The sequence below is a fragment of the Pseudarthrobacter sp. WHRI 8279 genome, from assembly GCF_040224115.2.
Taxonomy (GTDB): domain Bacteria; phylum Actinomycetota; class Actinomycetes; order Actinomycetales; family Micrococcaceae; genus Arthrobacter.
Genome location: NZ_CP168162.1, coordinates 4210539 through 4228995 on the forward strand (window position 1 = coordinate 4210539; position 18457 = coordinate 4228995).

The following is an 18457-nucleotide window of genomic DNA, read 5'->3' on the forward strand; positions in this document are numbered from 1 at the left end:
GCCGGCGGGCAAGTCACGCGTTCAGCCCGTACGCTGGATGCCGTGGAAATAACGCAGAGCATCCGGACCGCCATCATCGGTGCAGGTCCCCGGGGCACCAGCGTTCTGGAACGCCTGCTCGCGCACGCAGCCGCCCTGGCCACGGACGGCACGGGTTCAGTGCGGCTCCACATCGACGTCGTCGATCCTTACCCGGCAGGGCCCGGGCATGTGTGGCAGCCACAGCAGTCACGGCTGTACCTGATGAACACGCAGTCCTTCTATCCCACGCTGGTTCCGCAGGACCCTGCCCTGGCCGCGCCCATCGCCGGGACCACCTTTGACCAGTGGCGGGCGCTGCAGCAGGCACACCCGTCGCCGTTCCTCACCGATGACGAGCGGGCTGAACTGGCCGTCCTGGAATCCAGCGACTTCCCCAGCCGGGCCCTCTACGGCCGCTACCTCCGCTGCACACTGGACGAGCTGACGGAGAAAGCACCTGACGGCGTCACCATCGAATTCCACGAAACGTCCGCGGAGTCGGTGCGTCCGGCAGCGGACGGAATGTACGACGTCGGCCTGGCAAGTGGCGCCACGCTCCACACCAACGCCGTGGTGCTTGCCCTGGGGCACGTCCCGTCGCGGCTCAACCCGGAGCAGCGGGAGCTGCAGGGCGCGGCTGTGCAGCTCGGCCTGCGGTACCTGCCGCCGGCTGTGCCGGCCGACGTCGACTGGACCGCCATTCCCGCCGGTGAGCCCGTGCTGGTCCGCGGCATGGGCCTGAACTTTTTCGATGCCATGGGACAGCTCACCGAGGGCCGCGGGGGGAAGTTCGTCAGCAACGGCGGGAAGCTGACATACGAACCATCCGGCCAGGAGCCGCTGATCATTGCCGCCTCACGGCGCGGGACCCCCTACCGGGCCAAAGCGGCGCTCGCCGGCTACTACCCGTCGTCGGTCACCCTTAGGTATCTCACCGAAGCTGCCCTGGAGCGCTTCCGCGCCGCCGGGATCCGGCCGGGTTTCGACCACGACCTCTGGCCGCTGCTGCACCGCGACACGCTCTGGGCGTACTACTCAACCCTGGTGCGCTCGCAGCCCGGGGCGGTCCCTGATGCCGCTGCTTTCCTCGCTGCGCTTGAAGAGGCGCTGCACCCGCATGCCCACAGCGCTGCCAGGTGGGAGGACAGTGTTGAGAGCGTCCTGGCCGTGCATGTGGGCCCGCGCCACCGGCTGGACCTGCCCGGGCTGGCAGCCCCGCTGGCCGGGCGCTCCTTCGCGTCCCGCGCCCAGCTGGACGCCGCCGTCGTCGAATACCTGCTCGACGATGCCCGCCGCTCAGCCCTGGGCGAGGATGATCCGGTGAAGATGGCCATCGGCGCCCTGCACCGCGGCCGGGCTGTCCTGAAAACAGCAGTGGCCGACGGCGGCATCACCGACGAATCATGGGTCGCCGGACTGCGTGGCTGGTTCGAGTCCTTTGTGGAAGGGCTGGCCAGCGGGCCGCCGGCGCTCCGCTCGGAGCAGCTCGCTGCGCTCGCAACCGCCGGAATTGTCAGTTTCGTAGGGCCCGACCCCAAATTCGGCGTCGACCGCAGGAACGCCGTGTTCACTGCCACGTCCCCCTGGGTGGACGGGCCGCCCATGACGGCAAAGACCATGGTGGAGGCGCTCGCCCCCGGCAACAGGGTGTCCGCGACTGATTCACCCGTGCTTGAACAGCTGCTCGCGGACGGGCTCGCCAGGCCCCGGCTGATGATGACGGCGGAGGGCGCACCCGTTCAGTCCACGGGCCTGGATGTTGTGCCCCACCCCTACCGGCCGGTGGCGGCCAACGGGTCGGTGACCGGGAACCTTTACGTGCTGGGCCTGCAGCTCTCGTCCTCGCAGTGGGGAACAGCCATCGCCGCTGAAGCCGTGCAGCCCGGACAGCCTGCCTACCGGAGCGGCCAGCGGACGCTCCGGGACGCCGACGAGATCGCCCGGGCCATCCTCGGACTGTAGCTGCCCCGGACGCTCTCTCACTTGATGTGCTTAAAGCCCAGATGCTCTCTCACACGTGAGAGAGCATCTGGGGAAATGGCGCCTTAAGTGAGAGAGCGTCAGTGGTTTTTTGGACCTTTCACACTTCGAGGCGGGGGCGTCAGCCGCGCAGGCAGGCCCGGTAGGCGGCCATGGCCTGGCCGTAATTCAGCTGGCCGGCCAGGTCCGCAGGCCGTGAAGGCTTGACCGGTTTGGTGCAAACCGGTCCAGCAGGCTCGGTGGCTGCCACTTTGACCTCTACCGTGACCTTGGTACCCGATTCCGCAGCGGTGAGGACCAGTGTTCCCGGCCCGGCAGCGGCACTTGAGGGGACGGCCAGGTTCACTGTTGCGGAACCGGCCGTGACGGGCACGGACCCTAGCTCGGTCACAACACCGGCGGTGTCCGTAAACACTGCCGAGAGGGTCTTGTTGACCGGGCTGCCCAGGGAGGTCAGGTCCAGCTTGGAGACCGAGAGGCTGACCGGTTCGCCGGGCTTGACCTCACTGGCGGTGGTGTTCGTCACGGCCACCGATCGCCGGGCGAAATCGGGCGAGACCGGGCTGCTGTCCTGCAGGTAGCCGATCCACGCGTCACGGTCGACCAGCCCCGAGTCCTTGGTGTTGGCACCTTCGGTGAAAACGCGGAAGTTGTCGCCCCCGGTTGCCAGGAAGCTGAATGTGCCCACCCGGTAGGACCTGGCCGGATCAAGCGCAGCCCCGTTCACACGGACGGAGGTGATGCGGTCACCGGCCGGCCGGGCGGCGTCGTACGTGTAGTTCACGTTCTTGGACAGGCCCAGCTGGATGTAGGCGCGGCTGGGAACCGTGCCGTCCGCGTTGGTCTGCCATTGCTGCTCCAGCAGCGTCTTGAACTGTGCACCGGTCAGGGACGTGGTCCACAGGTTGTTGACGAACGGAAGCACCGCATTGGCTTCGGCGTAGGTAATGGTGCCGTCCGGGGCGTAGTACAGCTCGTTCCGCAAGCCGCCGGCATTGACCACACCGATTTCGGCGCCGCCCAGTTCGGCGGGCTGCAACGAGTTGAGCAGCGAGTCCGCCACCAGGTTGCCCAGCGTGGATTCGCTGCTGCGGTCATCACGTTTTGCCACTCCGGCGGCGTCCGTGGTGAATGCTGTGGTGATGTCCGCCGTGACGGCACCAACAGGCTGGTTGCCGACGACGGCGGCATCCGCGAGTGCCTTCTTCACGATCGCGTCGACGGCGGCCACACGCGGGTAGGCGGTAACCAGGTCTGCGGCAGGATCTGTGGTGCGCTTCACATTTCCGGCCTTGTACGCGGTAACCTGCTTGGTGGCGGTGTCCACGGTGAGCTGGATCTGGCCCACGTTCTCGCCGTAGTTGCCTGTCTGGACAATCGGCCGGGTCTTGCCCTCCGCGCCGGGAACCGGTGCGTCCCAGGCGTACTCCTTGTGGGTGTGCCCGGTGAAGATGGCGTCAACGTCCGGGGACGTTTCGGTGACCAGCTTCGCGAACGGGCCGCCGGCTGCCACTTCCTCCTCCAGGGTGGAGCCTTCCACCGTTCCCGAACCGGCGCCGTCGTGGTTTTCCACGATGATGACGTCGGCCAGGTTCTCCGCGGTGATCCGTGCGGCCGCCCGGTTGATGGCGTCCACGGGATCACCAAACTCAAGGTCGGCAATCCCGGCGGGGGTCACCAGGGAAGGAACTTCCTGCGTGACCGTGCCGATGACGGCCACCTTGATGCCGTTCATGTCCAAAACGGTGAACTCTGGCAGGGCCGGCTCGGTGGTGCCCTTCTTGTACACGTTCGCACCCAGGTAGGGGAACCTGGCGTTGGTGCCGCCGGCGATGACGCGGTCCTGCAGGTCCGCCCAGCCGCCGTCGAACTCGTGGTTGCCGACGGCCGAGGCCCGAAGCTCCAAGGCGTTCAGCACATCGATGGTGGGCTGGTCCTTGGCAACCGCGGAGGCAAACAGCGACGCACCGATGTTGTCTCCGGCCGAGAGGAAGGCGGTGGAACCGGGTGCGGCCGCCGCACGTAGTTTCTCGATGGTGCCTGCGAACAGGACCGTGTTGGTGTCGATCCTTCCGTGGAAGTCGTTGATGCCCAGGAAGTTCAGGTCAACGGTGGCGGGAGCGGACTGCAGGTCCAGGCCGACCACCACGGGATCGTGGTCGCTGGCGCGGAACTGGTCCGGTGCGTAGTAGTTGGTGACGTTGTTGTTGTAGCGGCTGTATTCCAGGGCCACAGACTCAACCGAGTTGATGTTCCAGATGTCAGCGCCAGTGACCACCGCATTGGCGGCAGGTGAGGCCAGGATGTGGTCCAGCGAGCCCACCATGCCGCCGAAGAGGTAGGAGTGCTTGGCGGTGCCGTCGGCGTTGCGGGCTTTCTCGTCCTGGTTGACGTAGCCCTCTGCCGTGAAGACGTTGATGGGGTCTTCCTTGGCGTAGGCGTTGAAGTCGCCGATCAGGAACACCTTGTCCGTGCCCTTTGACTGCTGCAGGGACTTGGTGAACTCGAGAAGGGACTTCGCCTGGGCCGTGCGTGCGAGGTTTGATGCGCCCTGCCCCTGGTCCGTGTCCTCGGGGGTGGCCGCCGAGCCTTTGGATTTGAAGTGGTTTGCGATGGCAATGAACTCTGTGCCCGCACCGCCACCCACGGGCTTGAAAACCTGGGCCAGCGGCTTGCGGGCGTTGGAGAACGCCACGGTGTCGTTGTGGATGATGGACTCACCCACAGGCTCCGCAACTGCCTTTTTGTAGATGAACGCGGTGCGGATCATGTCTTCGTCGCTCAGCGGCGGTGCGTTAGCAGGGGACCTGACGTAATCCCAGATGCCCGGCGTTTCGATGTTCAGGGCGTTCACCAGCTTGGCCAGGGCGTCGTCCCGGTCCTTGCCGAACTGTGCGGAGTTCTCTATCTCCATCAGTGAGACAACATCGGCGCCGGCCTTGGAGATGGCCGAGACAATCTTGTCCTGCTGCCGTTCGAAGTTCTCTGCGTTGGCGGCGCCGCGTGCATCGCAGCCGCCGCGGACCGTGATCGGGTTGCCTTCGCGGTCCTCATAGTAGGTGCAGCCCGTGAGCTGGTCACCGGTGGTGGGGAAGTAGTTGAGCACGTTGAAGGAGGCGATCTTGAGGTTGCCTCCTACTGCGGCAGGAGCGTCGGTGCGCGTAGCCCCGAACGACGCCGGCTGGACTGTGGCCTTGTTCGCTTCTGTGAGGTGGGTTAGCGGCTGGAGCTTCCAGGCGTTGTTGCCGTATCCGAGCACCACATTGGTGGTGAACGTGACCGGCGAGCCCACCCGTACCGGGTCAGCCGTGGTCAGGTAGGGCAGCACTTGGGCTTTGGTGGCGGCGTCCCGCAGGAAGTTGGTGCTGGAACCGTCGTCGAGCTTGATCCCGCGCGCCGCGTTGTCCGCCACCGTTGCGGTGTACTCAGCTGAGCCGTAGGGGGCGACGGCGGTGGGCTGGACCAGCGGCGTTGTTCCGCCGGCGAGGCCGATCTCACCGTACTGGTTCAGGGTGTAGTTGTCCGTGACCGTCAGCGGGCCCTGGGGTGCCAGGAGCATGCCTTCCAGGGATTCGCGGAAGGTTTCGCTTGCGGGCAGCGTGAACGGCGTTGCCTTGACTTCGGGTGCGGCCTCAGCCAGTTTGGCCAGGCCTGCGGCCGCGGTGACATTGATCTGCGTCATGCCGTAGTACTCGGCCACGGTGCCCGTGACCTGCACGTGGTCTCCGGCCTGGACCGATGCCACCGTGGCGGGGGAATAGACGAAGATTCCGTCCGAGGCGGCGTGGTTCGTTGCCGTCAGGTCACCGCCGGTTCCCGGCGTCTGCAGGTAGTAGCCGTTGAGGCCGCCGGTGGGAAAGGCCGCGGTGACCTTACCGGTGGTGGTCACCGTTGATCCGGTGAGGGGGCTTCCAGCGCCCGTGCCCTGAATGTCGGCGATGGGCCTGTTTGACGGCGTGGGGTCGGGTGTGGGATCCGGTGCGGTGCCGCCGCCCGGGGTTGGGCTGATGGTTGCGCTGAGGCTGAAGTCCGCCGCATTGCTGTTGCTGTCCGCGCCCCCGCTGCGGTTCAGGCTCCTCGCGTCGCCTGTACCCGCAGGGCCCGCAGCCAATGCGGTTTCGAATGTGTTCGAGGAGCCGTAGCCCAGCAGGTCCGCCACGCCCGCGGGTTCCACCTGGGAGCCGGTGGACAGCGCGACGGCGGTGGGCTGCTTTGCGAGCACGATGGTGCCGGAGGTGCCGCTGAAATTCAGGCCTCCCGCGACGAGGTCCGGCGTGGGGAGGTCCGCGCCGTTGGTTCCGTTGCTGGCACCCTGGATCAGGTAATGCCCCTTTGCCGCGATGGTGCCGGAAAGGGGTGCCACTGAGGTAGGGGCTGCCGTACCGGCTGCCGAGCGGTACTGGACTGACCAGCCGTCCAGCGACACCGGGGCGTCCGAGGAGTTGTAAAGCTCCAGGAACCGGTTCTTGTAGGCGGCGCCCGTGCTGCCGCCACTGAGGTAGGCCTCGTTAATGACAACAGGGGATGTGCCTGCCGCGGGTGAGACCTCCGCGGCTGTATTGTCCGCAACTGCGGGAAATGCTGCCACGGGAGCCAGAAGCCCCGCCGACAACGCTGTACCCAGCGCTAGTTTCCAAGGTGTGTGATGCATCCGCTCGTACTTTCATAAGGGTGTCCCGGTGGGGGACCCGATGGAAGATGTCCGGGTTGTACCGACGGACAGGGGCCCGGATCCTGCTCCTGGTCAAGTGGTATCCGGCACATCACAACAGCGCTGAATGAACGCAGGGTTGATAGCGCGTGCATTCGGCGGGACGCTCCCCAGCGGAACGGGCCACCTACCGGCCGGGAGCCCCAGTAGCCCCGGTTCCGGTGATGCTGTTGGCGGTATGTGGTGGCCGGCATCTACCCCAGTGTGCCGACTATCACAAAGGATACCGGCCAGTAGCTTTGGTGGAACGGTGCGGGGCAAATTTGCCGGAACAATTTACGCGGGGGGCGCTGGTTTCCCTCGCGGCTGCCCATTCCGGTCCCGCTGCGGCCGGCCGCAGCTTAAACGAAGGACCCCTGTCCGCCAGCATGCTGGCAGACAGGGGTCCTGTTTCGCGGAAGGTAAGAGATTCGAACTCTTGGTACGGGGTTACCGCACACTAGTTTTCAAGACTAGCTCCTTCGGCCGCTCGGACAACCTTCCTCAACAAGTAGTGTTTCATAGGCACTTGCCTGCAACAAAACAGAGTCCGGAAGGTGTCCGGTGCACACTGGTTGCACGCAGTATTCAGTCAGAAACGGGAGTGTTCCATGAAAGCCGTCTACATTTCGGAGCCGGGCGGCCCGGAAGTGTTGGAGGTCCGCGAGGTCGAGGCCCCGGTACCCGGTACCGGAGAGGTGCTGATCGACGTTGTCGCGGCCGGCCTCAACCGGGCGGACGTGCAGCAGCGCAGGGGTTTCTACCCCCCGCCGCCGGGAGCCCCGGACATTCCCGGGCTTGAGGTGTCCGGCCGGATTGCGGGCTTTGGTCCCGGTGTCACGAGGGCGTTTTCCCTCGGTGACAAAGTGGTTGCGCTGCTGGCAGGGGGCGGCTATGCCCAGCAGGTGGCCGTCCCCGCCGAGCAGGTCCTCCGGGTGCCTGACGGCGTTGACCTGGTCACCGCGGCAGCGCTTCCCGAAGTTGCCGCCACCGTGTACTCCAACCTGGTCATGACCGCCCAGCTGCAGGAGGGGGAGACCGTCCTGATCCATGGGGCCACAGGCGGGATCGGCACCATGGCCATCCAACTGGCCAAGGCGCTCGGCGCCAGGGTTGCCACCACGGCCGGTTCTGATGAAAAAGTGAGCACGGCAAAGGCCTTCCTGGGTGCGGACATAGCCATCAACTACGCCGAGGAAGATTTTCCCGCGAGCCTTCGCCGCCAAAACGGAGGCAAGGGTGCGGACGTCATCCTCGACGTCGTCGGCGCCAAATACCTCAAGCAGAACGTGGACGCGCTCGCTGACTACGGACGCCTGGTGGTGATCGGACTGCAGGGCGGCACCAAGGGTGAGCTCGATTTGGGGCAGCTGCTTCAAAAGCGGGCTGCTGTGGTGGCCACAGCCCTGCGCCCGCGGCCCGTGGAGGAGAAAGGCGCCATTATGTCCGCCGTCCGCGACGCCGTATGGCCGATGGTCAGCGACGGAAGGGTCCGGCCGCTGGTGGCAAAGACATTCCCGCTCGACCAGGTGCGCGCGGCCCACCGGTACTTCGACACCGGTGATCACGTCGGCAAGATCCTCTTGGTCATGTAACCGCTCCGCCCGCAGACCGTTGCCCGCCGAGCACAAGGAACAGCATGTCCATCCGCCATAGCCTCCTCGCCCTGCTGCAGGACCAGCCCCGCTACGGCTACCAGCTGCGGGCCGAGTTTGAGGCGCGCACCGGCGCTACCTGGCCGCTGAATATCGGACAGGTGTACACCACCCTGGACAGGCTGGAACGCGACGCCCTGGTGGCCCGGGACGGCGACGACGGGAACGGCCACGTGGTCTACAGCATTACGGCGGCCGGCAGGGCGGAGATCCGGGAGTGGTTCGCAGCGCCGGTGGAGCGGAGCAGCCCGCCGCGCAACGAGCTGGCCATCAAGCTGGCGCTCGCCGTCACCACGCCGGGCGTCGATATCCAAGCCATCATCCAGGGCCAGCGGATGGCCTCCGTCCGCGCCCTGCAGGACTACACCAAAGCCCGGCGGGACACGGCTTCAAACCAGCGGGCCGTTGATACGGCGTGGCTTTTGGTCCTGGACTCCCTGATTTTTCAGACTGAGGCGGAGGTCCGCTGGCTTGATCTGTGCGAGGCAAGGATGATCCAGCAGGCACAGGGGAAATAGGCAACACAATTGGGTCTTTTTGAACGCGGAGGACAGGTTTACCGTGGGGTGCAGGAGCCGCCCGGCCGGGCGGTGGAACTTGGAGGAAGCTCATGACAACCCACGTGGCCGACTGCAGCGTAACGAACTGTTCCTTTAACGATCACACCAACTGCAATGCTGCCGCCATCACGGTTGGCGGCGCGGAAAACCACGCGCACTGCGCCACCTTCATCGACACCGGTATGCACGGCGGACTGCCGAAAGTCCTTGCCGACGTCGGAGCCTGCCAGCGCTCCGAATGCGTCCACAACGACCACCTGATGTGCAAGGCGGCCGAGGTGCATGTCGGCCCCGGTGCTGACAACGCTGACTGCCTTACCTACTCGCACGCCTAAGGAGCAGCTTTACGCTTTCCCCACGAGCCAAGGCCTCCGCCCGAATTGTTCGGACGGAGGCCTTCTCTGCGTTGGTCCGGCCGGGACGACCATCTGAGCCGTCGTTCGTCGCCGCGTCCCGTCCGCTCACCGCACGTTTCCGCGCCACCTGGCAGAACGCCCCTGGAACAGGGCTGCGGGTTGGTAGGGTGCGTCACAGCAGAAGCGAAACAATCTCAAGGAGGAGACATGGCCGAAACGCCTGATCAACGGAGGAATGCATCCGGGGAAAGGGGCGTGGTGGCCACCGACCCGGCCCTGCCCCCGACAGCCATCGACGAGGAGGTCCGCGAGGCAGAAGACCGGAAATGGACGCCGGCGAAGATCGCGCTGTGGGCCGGCATCGCCCTGCTGGGCGGCCTGGCGTGGTTCATGCTGGCCATCATCCGCGGCGAGACCGTCAACGCCATCTGGTTCGTGTTTGCCTCGGTGTGCACCTACCTCATCGGCTACCGCTTCTATTCAAAGGTCATCGAGCGTTACATCACCCGGCCTGACGACCGCCGTGCCACCCCCGCAGAGTACAAGGCGGATGGCAAGGACTACGTCCGGACTGACCGCAACGTCCTGTTCGGCCACCACTTCGCCGCCATCGCCGGCGCCGGACCCCTGGTGGGTCCGGTCATCGCGGCGCAAATGGGCTACCTGCCCGGCACTATCTGGATCATCATCGGCGTCGTTCTTGCCGGTGCCGTCCAGGACTACCTGGTGATGTTCTTCTCCATGCGGCGCGGCGGCAGGTCCCTGGGACAAATGGCCCGCGAGGAGCTTGGCGTCATCGGCGGCACTGCGGCCCTCATCGCCACCCTGCTGATCATGGTGATCATCGTGGCCATCCTCGCGCTCGTCGTCGTCAATGCGCTGGGCGAAAGCCCGTGGGGTGTCTTCTCCGTAGGCATGACCATCCCCATCGCCCTGTTCATGGGCGTCTACCTCCGCTACCTGCGGCCCGGCAAAATCATGGAAGTGTCGCTGATCGGCTTCGTCCTCCTGATGGCGGCCATCGTCGGCGGCGGCATCGTGGCCGAAACCCCGTGGGGCGCCGACATCTTCAGCCTGGACAAGGTCACCATCGCGTGGGGGCTCATCGTGTACGGCTTCATCGCCGCCATCCTGCCCGTGTGGCTGCTCCTGGCACCCAGGGACTACCTGTCAACGTTCATGAAGATCGGCGTGATCGTGATGCTGGCGCTGGCCATCATCGTGGTCCGCCCGGAAATCACCGTTCCCGCCTTTAGTGAATTCGCCAGCAGGGACAACGGGCCGGTGTTCCCCGGGGCCCTGTTCCCGTTCCTGTTCGTAACCATCGCCTGCGGTGCCCTCTCCGGCTTCCACGCACTGATCTCGTCCGGCACCACCCCGAAGCTCGTGGAAAAGGAACGCCAGACCCGTTTCATTGGCTACGGCGGCATGCTGATGGAGTCATTCGTGGCCATCATGGCACTGGTGGCCGCCATCTCAATCGACCGCGGCCTGTACTTCGCCATGAACTCGCCGGCCGCGCTGACCGGCGGGACGGTGGAAACAGCAGCCACCTGGGTCAACAGCCTGGGCCTGGCCGGAGTTAACATCACCCCCGAGTTCCTGTCCCAGACGGCAGCCAACGTGGGGGAGGAAAGCATCGTGTCCCGCACCGGCGGTGCTCCCACCCTTGCCGTTGGCCTGGCTCACATCATGCAGCAGTTCATCGGCGGCACCGCCATGATGGCGTTCTGGTACCACTTCGCCATCATGTTCGAGGCCCTCTTCATCCTCACCGCTGTGGATGCCGGCACACGAGTTGCCCGCTTCATGCTGCAGGACTCGATCGGCAACTTTGTCCCCAAGTTCAAGGAGCACTCCTGGCGTCCCGGCGCCTGGCTCTGCACCGCCATCATGGTGGGAGCGTGGGGCGCGGTGCTGCTGATGGGCGTCACGGACCCGCTGGGCGGCATCAACACACTGTTCCCGTTGTTCGGCATCGCCAACCAGTTGCTGGCCGCAATCGCCCTGTCCGTGTGCCTGGCCATCGTGGCAAAGCGCGGCACGTTCAAGTACCTCTGGATTGTTGCCCTGCCGCTGGCGTTCGCCGCCGTGGTGACCATCACCGCGAGCTACCAGAAAATCTTCTCGTCCACCCCCGCGGTGGGCTACTTCGCCAACAACGCGGCCTTCAGCAAGGCCCTCGCTGACGGGAAGACGGAGTTCGGCACAGCTAAATCCGTGGCGGCCATGGAGGCCGTTGTCCGGAACACGGCCATCCAGGGCTGGCTCTCCGTGATCTTCGTGGTGCTCAGCATCATTGTGATTGCGACGGCGTTGCTCGCCACGGTCAAGGCCTTCCGCAACCGCACGGACGGCACCGCCGTCAAGGACAATGAGGACCCGGCCCTTCCGTCCAGGGTCTTCGCCCCTGCCGGGCTTATCCCCACACCCGCCGAACGCGAACTGATGGCTGAGTGGGACAAGGTGCCGGCGGAGCTCAGGTTCGAAAAGGGCGGCCACCACTAATGGCGGCGCGGCTGGCTGTGCTGACGCGGGGCGTCCGCGGCGTCGCCAGGTACTTCGGCGGCGTCCTGGGCGCGGACGCGTACGCCAAGTACCTGGAGCACCACAGGGCGGCCGGCCACGGGGCGGCACCGCTCACGGAGAAGGAATTTTGGCGCGACCGGACTGACCGCCAGGACACCAGTCCGCAGGGCCGGTGCTGCTGATTGAGCTTGCAGCGGACAAACCGCCAGGCAGGTTCATCCGGTGGGTCACGGGTGGATCGCTCATGAGAGTATGAACGCATGAGCGATCCACAAGACACTCAGTCAGCTGAGGACCTCCCGGTAGAAGGCACTCCCATCGACGACCGGCAGCCGCCCATGCACGCCCAGCCGGGCCCTCCGGAGGGCATGAAGCCCAAGGGGAGCAGCCTGCAGGACCTGGTGGATGAGCCGGCCAAGGTGATGCGGATCGGAACCATGATCAGGCAGCTCCTGGAGGAAGTGAAGTCCGCGCCCCTGGATGAGGCTGCGCGCGGCAGGCTGGCTGAAATCCACGAGCGCTCCATCAAAGAGCTGGAAGACGGACTGGCCCCGGAGCTCGTGGAGGAACTGGACAGGATCAGCCTTCCCTTCTCCGACGACGGCACTCCCTCGGACGCTGAACTGCGCATAGCCCAGGCCCAGCTGGTCGGGTGGCTTGAAGGCTTGTTCCACGGCATCCAGACGGCCATCGCCGCCCAGCACGCAGCACGCGAACACGCGGCTGCGCAGATGCAGCTCCGCCAGCTTCCGCCCGGAACGATGATCGCCCCCGGCGTGGTCATTGGTGAAAACGGTGAGCCGCAGAGGGCCGCCGCAGGTTCGCGCTCCGGCAATTCCGCCCGGCCCGGCCAGCGGGACGACCCGGACCACGGTCCCGGACAATACCTGTAAGGGTGCGCTTGGGCTTTTTCAGCGCCGCCAGGCAGGGGCGCAAGGATGATGCGGAACTGGGGAAGGGGCTGTGGCGCCGCGCCCACGACCGCTTCCAGCGGGGACTGGACCGCTTCCACCAGGTCCTTGAAGGTGTGGAGGACGACCAGCTTTACGGTGAACTGCTCGAGATCGCCAACGAGCTGGCGGGCCTCCTCGAAAGGGTACGGCTGGTTTGCATGGAGGCGCAGCGGCGTTCACCCAATGAAGGCCTGGATATTCCGGTTGACCTGGCCGGCGTGCACCGTGCCCTGTCCAAGGCCGGCAACTCATTGGCTACAACGGCGGAGGCAGCCGCCATGCTTCGGCTCGCCGTGGGCCCGGTCCCGGTAGGTGCGGCGTCCGTCCGGCGCCGGGCCGAGTCCGTCTTCCAGCAGGTGGCTGACGCCGAGCGCCACCTTGATGAGGAGGGCTCCGGGCAGCGGCAGGCGGACATTCCCGGTTAAGCGCCTGGCTTACTTCAGGCCGATACCCTCTTGGCGGGCTGCGGTGTTTGGCAGGATAGTCGAATGACTCTTTCACCTACACTGACGTTCAATGATGGAAACACGATTCCCCAGCTTGGCTACGGCGTGTGGCAGGTTGAGGACGACGTCGCCGAAAAGGTGGTCCGGCAGGCGTTTGAAGCAGGCTTCCGCCACATCGACACCGCCAAGATCTACGGCAACGAGGCAGGCGTGGGGCGGGCCATCGCCAGTTCCGGCCTCTCCCCGGAGCAGCTCTTCATCACCACCAAGCTCTGGAATGCTGACCAGGGCTATGAGTCCACCCTGGCAGCCTTCGAGGCGTCGATGGACAGGCTGGGACTCGAGACACTGGATCTGTACCTGATCCACTGGATGCAGCCCAAGCAGGACAAGTACCTGGACACCTGGAAGGCGCTGATCGAGCTCCAGAAGCGCGGCAGGGTCAAGTCCATCGGCGTGTCCAACTTCACCATCGAGGGCCTGCAGCGGCTCATCGACGAAACGGGCGTTGTCCCGGCCATCCACCAGATCGAACTGCACCCGTACTTCAGCCAGCGCGAACTTCGCGAGTTTGGCGCTTCGAAGGGAATCCTGACCCAGGCGTGGTCGCCGTTGGGCCAGGGCGGCGAGCTGCTCGAGGATTCAACGGTGGCGTCCATTGCCGCCAAGCACGGTGCCACGCCTGCCCAGGTGGTCATCGCCTGGCACCTGGCAATCGGCAACGTGGTGATTCCCAAGTCCGTCACGGAATCCCGGATCCGGGAAAACTACGCGGCGCTTGAGGTGAACCTGGACGCAGACGACGTCGAGGCCATCAATGCCCTTGACCGCTCGGCCAACGGCGAAGGCCGAATCGGCGCGGACCCGGCTGTTTCTGACTTCGCGTAGCCGCCGGACGGCGCCCACGCCAGGGCTTTAGCCGTCCACTGCCGCCCTGCCTGTTCTGTACAGGCAGGGCGCTTTGCGTTTAAGCGGGAGCGGTTTAGGCGGCTGTGCGGATCTGTTCTATGGACACGGCGTCGACGACAGCCCAGCTGTCCTCGCCGGCGCAGTGCCGGCTGGCAAAGCGTTCTGCTTCTGCCAGGGTGTCAAAGACCTCGGCCCGTGCCCGGCCGCAGTCGGCGTCGAAGTACGTAACGTGGAATTCCTGTACCAGTTGCTTTTCCATGAATCCAGTCTGCAACCGGGGTCTGACAATTACGGGAATCAGTCCCGCGTGTTGCCCAGCCGAAGGACCCGTTCCTGGGCAAGGACTGCCGTACGCTCGGCTTTGTCCGCGGCCCGCACCGCCTGCTTTGCCTCGGCAACGGTGGCCGCAAGCCTCTTCTTTGAGCGTTCCAGCTGCTCTTCGGCGGTCCTCAGCCGGGCACGAAGGTCTGCAGTCTCCTGGAGGAGTTCCGCAATTTGAGTCCGTATGTCGTCGGCCTGGTCCTGCAGCTCCCGCGCCGCCCGGGCTGTCCCGGCCTCTGCTGCCTGCGCTTCGGTAAGGGCAGCCCGGGCCCGTTCCAGCGCGGGCGGTGACGCGGGCCGCGGAGTCTGCCGGACTGCCTCAAGCCGCGGCTTTGCTGGCTTGCGCTGTTGCGGTGCTGCCGCCGTCGTCCGCGCTTTCCTGCCGGCGGGGGCCGCTGGCACGGAGGCGGGAGCCGCTGCAGCGGGCGGCAGGACCGAAGGGACTGCCACGGTGCCGTCCAGGTCAACGGCGTTCACGCCGTCCGCCAGCAATGTCTTGAGCAGCCGCCCGCTCCGCACGGCCGCTGCTGCTCCCTCATCGGCTGTCAGCGCGCGAAGCGTCTCCTCAACGTCGCCTGCCATGGCATCGCTGATGGCCCGGCCATGTTCCTGGGCCACTGTACGGGCGGTCTCGACGGCGGCGGAGAGCGACGTGCGGCGCTCACGTCCCAGGTCACGGAGCGACGCAGCATCCAGCGAGGCCTGTGCCGCACGCATTCTGCCACCGAGTTCCGTCAGCTGGGCCAGGACGTCCGGCTGGTGCACGGCCAGCATGTTCACTGCCCAGGCGGCCACCGACGGCTTCGGCAGTGCCCGGACCGCTGCCGCCAGCTCCTTGTCGGACGCGGCTGCTTCCCTCGCAGCCGTGGTCCTGGCCCCCACAAAGTCGTCCAGCGGTTTGGCGTAGAGCTGGTTGGCGACCTCCGCAAGAACCTCGTCTTCCATGCTCGCCATCTTAGGCGCCGGTGATCTGCCTACCTGTACTCACCCGGTTGGCCCGAACCGCCGCTGTCCGAACGTTGCCGGCGCCGGTCTTCCGCCTGGCCTATGCCGTCACGTACGGCGGCACGGATGACGCCGTACAGGACGTAGAAGAAGATGGCGGCGAAGACCAGGTTCAGGGCGATGTTATCCGGGGATGTCACAGCTGGTCACCGTCCGCCCAAAGACGCTGCACGCCTGCCGCGGCGTCGCGCAGTTTCCCGCCGTCCAGCACCACCGAGCTCTCGGCCAGGCCAAAGTCCATCCACTGGACGATCAGGCGAAGGTCCCCCGCGGGAGGCAAAGGCCAGAGCCAGGCGCTTCCCGTGCCCGCCAGTTCGTTGTCCGCGCCGCTGCCTCCACCGCTGTTCAGGGCAAGGGTTGGGGGTTCCGGTTCCTCGTTGCTGCCCATAAACCCGTGGGGACCATGGGCTCCCGTGCTGGCTTTGGAGCCGTCGGCAAGTTCCACGCCGAGCATCAGCCCGGAGAGGAGCCGTGTGCCGCGGCGGATGCCCATCCCTGGTTGAAAGAACAGGGAGTGTTTGTCCGCCCAGTCATCCTCGGTCTCGTCGCCCCGCTGGAAGACCCACGACAGGTTGAACGAGCAGCCCGTGGAATAGACCTCGGCGCTCCTTACGGCCACCACCATGCGGGGGCTGCGGTGCAGGAACCGGCCGATGTGGACGGCCACTGGAAGCTCGTAGGCGGGTGGAGCGGTCCACGCCGGCGGCACGAACCTGGTGCTGGGGGGCCGGGGCGCTGACGGCGGGATCGGAAAGTCCTGGAAGAAGGTCACGGTCATCCTTGGTCTCGCTGGCGGTGACCGACCAGCGGAACGGCGGAACTGTGCCGCCCTGGATCCCCCAATCCGTCCTTACTCCGCCAGTCTAGCCCTGCGTGTCCAGGCGGGTGCGAAGCCGTGCTGGGCGGCGCCCTCTTCAACGGCCACCGGGATGTCTGGCAGGCCGCTGGCACAAGGCTCCCGCGGGCCCACCGATTGCCCCTACTATCGCCGGGGCGGCAGGGCCATCATGGGAGCTATAGGCGCTGCAACCAATGATCGGAGTCCGCCATGATCCAGGCCCTGCGGTGCAGGTTGAATATCAGCCACCAGTGGCACGTCGAACATACCGAAGACGGAGGCCTGTACAAGCGTTGTTTGCGCTGCGGCAAGGATGGCGCGGAGGGGGACGGCGCGGACAACGGCTGGGCCCTCAGGAGATGGTGGTAGGCCCCGGTCGACCCCTTAACCAGCGAAAAACCCCGGAAACCCCTAAAACTTTGGGTTATCCGGGGTTTATCCCGAGCTTCCTATCAGAATCGAACTGATGACCTTTTCATTACGAGTGAAACGCTCTACCGACTGAGCTAAGGAAGCACCGCACGAATCTCCGGCGGAGCCGGGCGCTTCATGCAAGAGTCAACTGTAATAGAGTCCCCGCGCCCGGGTCAAAATGGGCGGCGGAAGCGGAGTGCGGCCTTCAGCACACCGTATTGTCGGCGGGAACCTGGCCGCTCACCAGATAGCTGTCCACGGCATCCCCGATGCAGCTGTTGGAACGGCCATAAGCGGTGTGGCCCTCGCCTTCCCAAGTGAGGAGCGCTGCGTTGCCCAGCTGCTTGCGGAGCGATGAGGCCCATTCCACCGGAGTGGCGGGGTCGCCGGTGGTGCCGATGACGACTATGGGGGAGTCGCCGTCGTATTCCACGGGCGACGGCGTGCGCACGCTCTTGTACGGCCAGTCGACGCAGTTGGTGCCTCCGTACGCAAAGAAGTACCCGAAGGTGGGGGAGTCCTGCGTCAGCCGCTGCTGCTCGGCGCGCATGGCGGCGGTATCGGACTCCATGGGGTAGTCAAGGCAGTTGATGGCGTTGAAGGCGAACGTCGAATTGGACGTGTACGTCCCGTTGGAAGAGCGGTCGGCCCCGAGGTCTGCGAGCCGCAGCATGAGGCTGACGTCTCCCGTCATTGCCGCTTCCAGGGCCTGGGTCAGGGCGGGCCAGCTTTGGTCGTTGTACAGCGGCGTGATCAGCCCGCTGACGAACATGGTGGCGTTCACTACCCGCCCGTCCTTGGCTGTCCGCGGCGTCTGCTGGACGGCGGCGATCAGGTCGCGGATCTGCTGGACACCGGAATCCACGTCCCCGCTCAGGGGGCACCCGTCCTGGCCCAGGCAGCTGGCAACATAGGCGCGTATTGCCTTCTCGAAGGCGCGGGCCTGCCCGCTGGTCAGCTCTTCATTGCTGATGGAAGGGTCCAGCGCCCCGTCCAGCACCATCCGCCCCACATTGCCGGGGAACAGGGAAGCGTAGGTTGAGCCCAGGAAGGTGCCGTAGGAGTAGCCAAGGTAGTTGAGCTTCGGGTCATTGACCACAGCCCGGAGAATGTCCACGTCCTTGGCGGAGCTGACAGTATCGATGTTCCCCAGCACCGGGCCGGTCTGCTCTTCGCACTGCGCTGCAACCGCCTTGTTGTCGGCCAGGACGGCAGACAGGCCTGAATCCGTTTCGAGATCGTAGATCTTGGCCCGGGCGGCATCCCGTTCGGCGTCGGTCATGCACGTGACCGGAGCTGAGCGTTTCACGCCGCGCGGGTCGAAGCCCACAAGGTCGTATGAGTCCCGCACAGCCTGCGAGAAATGTGTTCCGGCCGCATCCTTCACGAAGTCGTACCCGGAAGCACCCGGACCGCCCGGGTTGACCAGGAGGCTGCCCGTTTTCTTTCCGGTGCTGGGAGCCCTCAGCGCGGCAATCTGGATTGTCTCGCCGGCTGGGTCGTCGTAGTCCATGGGCACCGTCACGCTGGCGCACTGGAACTCGGTCTCGCACGGCTCCCAGACGACCTCCTGCGAATAGAACTCCTCCAGCCCCGCCGGTGCAGAAGCAACGATGGACGGGTCGGCCTTGGCAGTGGCGGCTTCCTGGCTGCGGTCTTCACCATTCAGGAGGCTGCAGGACGCCAGAACCATGGCCAGGGCCATGGCCCCGAGGGCACGGACGCCAACCGCCGCGGATCGCGGGCGTACGGGCAGGGGGCGGGCAGTCATCGGGTCTCC

The 18457-nt window shown here is 65.8% G+C and carries 15 protein-coding genes and 2 tRNA genes; 9 read left to right on the forward strand and 8 right to left on the reverse strand.

Annotation, left to right across the window (positions count from 1 at the left end):
* The first annotated feature begins 42 nt into the window (after nucleotides 1-42).
* The gene (locus ABRP28_RS19365) at nucleotides 43-1983 is read left to right on the forward strand and encodes an FAD/NAD(P)-binding protein (RefSeq protein ID WP_350000643.1); all 1941 of its coding nucleotides are present in this window, start codon (nucleotides 43-45) and stop codon (nucleotides 1981-1983) included.
* Nucleotides 1984-2122: 139 nt separating this feature from the next.
* Here the strand turns inward: ABRP28_RS19365 and ABRP28_RS19370 are convergent, their stop codons facing one another.
* Entirely contained in the window at nucleotides 2123-6652 is a 4530-nt protein-coding gene (locus tag ABRP28_RS19370; protein ID WP_350000641.1) for an ExeM/NucH family extracellular endonuclease, read from the reverse strand.
* A 455-nt stretch (nucleotides 6653-7107) separates the two neighbouring features.
* Nucleotides 7108-7195: transfer RNA gene (locus ABRP28_RS19375), tRNA-Ser, on the reverse strand.
* Nucleotides 7196-7302: 107 nt separating this feature from the next.
* On the opposite strand from ABRP28_RS19375, the gene ABRP28_RS19380 reads away from it, so the two are divergent.
* From ABRP28_RS19380 to ABRP28_RS19415, 8 genes are all read left to right on the forward strand, one after another.
* Nucleotides 7303-8286 carry an NAD(P)H-quinone oxidoreductase gene (locus ABRP28_RS19380; protein ID WP_350000639.1) on the forward strand — a complete coding sequence of 328 codons (984 nt, stop codon included), beginning with the start codon at nucleotides 7303-7305 and terminating at the stop codon, nucleotides 8284-8286.
* Between the two features lie 44 nt (nucleotides 8287-8330).
* On the forward strand, nucleotides 8331-8864 hold the full coding sequence (locus tag ABRP28_RS19385; protein ID WP_350000637.1) for a PadR family transcriptional regulator: 534 nt from the start codon (nucleotides 8331-8333) through the stop codon (nucleotides 8862-8864).
* Between the two features lie 92 nt (nucleotides 8865-8956).
* Entirely contained in the window at nucleotides 8957-9241 is a 285-nt protein-coding gene (locus ABRP28_RS19390) for a DUF1540 domain-containing protein (RefSeq protein WP_066273802.1), read from the forward strand.
* A 228-nt stretch (nucleotides 9242-9469) separates the two neighbouring features.
* Complete coding sequence (locus ABRP28_RS19395) at nucleotides 9470-11770, forward strand: carbon starvation CstA family protein (protein ID WP_350000636.1); 2301 nt, start codon at nucleotides 9470-9472, stop codon at nucleotides 11768-11770.
* Nucleotides 11770-11973: a YbdD/YjiX family protein gene (locus tag ABRP28_RS19400; RefSeq protein ID WP_350000634.1), complete on the forward strand. Its 204-nt coding sequence runs from the start codon at nucleotides 11770-11772 to the stop codon at nucleotides 11971-11973. Before ABRP28_RS19395 ends, ABRP28_RS19400 begins: the two co-directional genes overlap by 1 nt.
* Nucleotides 11974-12051: 78 nt before the next feature.
* Entirely contained in the window at nucleotides 12052-12684 is a 633-nt protein-coding gene (locus tag ABRP28_RS19405) for a bacterial proteasome activator family protein (protein WP_286187519.1), read from the forward strand.
* 8 nt (nucleotides 12685-12692) lie between these two features.
* A complete protein-coding gene (locus tag ABRP28_RS19410; RefSeq protein WP_231457562.1) occupies nucleotides 12693-13169 on the forward strand; it encodes a hypothetical protein in 477 nt (158 codons plus the stop codon).
* Nucleotides 13170-13232: 63 nt separating this feature from the next.
* On the forward strand, nucleotides 13233-14078 hold the full coding sequence (locus tag ABRP28_RS19415; RefSeq protein ID WP_350000632.1) for an aldo/keto reductase: 846 nt from the start codon (nucleotides 13233-13235) through the stop codon (nucleotides 14076-14078).
* Nucleotides 14079-14172: 94 nt separating this feature from the next.
* Here the strand turns inward: ABRP28_RS19415 and ABRP28_RS19420 are convergent, their stop codons facing one another.
* The 6 genes from ABRP28_RS19420 to ABRP28_RS19445 all read right to left on the reverse strand — a co-directional run bounded on the left by ABRP28_RS19420 (nucleotide 14173) and on the right by ABRP28_RS19445 (nucleotide 18448).
* A complete protein-coding gene (locus ABRP28_RS19420) occupies nucleotides 14173-14358 on the reverse strand; it encodes a hypothetical protein (protein WP_350000630.1) in 186 nt (61 codons plus the stop codon).
* A gap of 38 nt (nucleotides 14359-14396) precedes the next feature.
* Nucleotides 14397-15365 carry a hypothetical protein gene (locus ABRP28_RS19425; RefSeq protein WP_350000629.1) on the reverse strand — a complete coding sequence of 323 codons (969 nt, stop codon included), beginning with the start codon at nucleotides 15363-15365 and terminating at the stop codon, nucleotides 14397-14399.
* Nucleotides 15366-15394: 29 nt separating this feature from the next.
* Complete coding sequence (locus tag ABRP28_RS19430) at nucleotides 15395-15565, reverse strand: hypothetical protein (RefSeq protein WP_350000627.1); 171 nt, start codon at nucleotides 15563-15565, stop codon at nucleotides 15395-15397.
* The gene (locus ABRP28_RS19435; protein ID WP_350000625.1) at nucleotides 15562-16197 is read right to left on the reverse strand and encodes a hypothetical protein; all 636 of its coding nucleotides are present in this window, start codon (nucleotides 16195-16197) and stop codon (nucleotides 15562-15564) included. The genes ABRP28_RS19430 and ABRP28_RS19435 overlap by 4 nt, the downstream gene beginning before the upstream one ends.
* A gap of 509 nt (nucleotides 16198-16706) precedes the next feature.
* Nucleotides 16707-16779, reverse strand: a tRNA-Thr gene (locus ABRP28_RS19440).
* A gap of 103 nt (nucleotides 16780-16882) precedes the next feature.
* Complete coding sequence (locus ABRP28_RS19445) at nucleotides 16883-18448, reverse strand: alpha/beta hydrolase (RefSeq protein WP_350000624.1); 1566 nt, start codon at nucleotides 18446-18448, stop codon at nucleotides 16883-16885.
* Nucleotides 18449-18457: the final 9 nt, after the last annotated feature.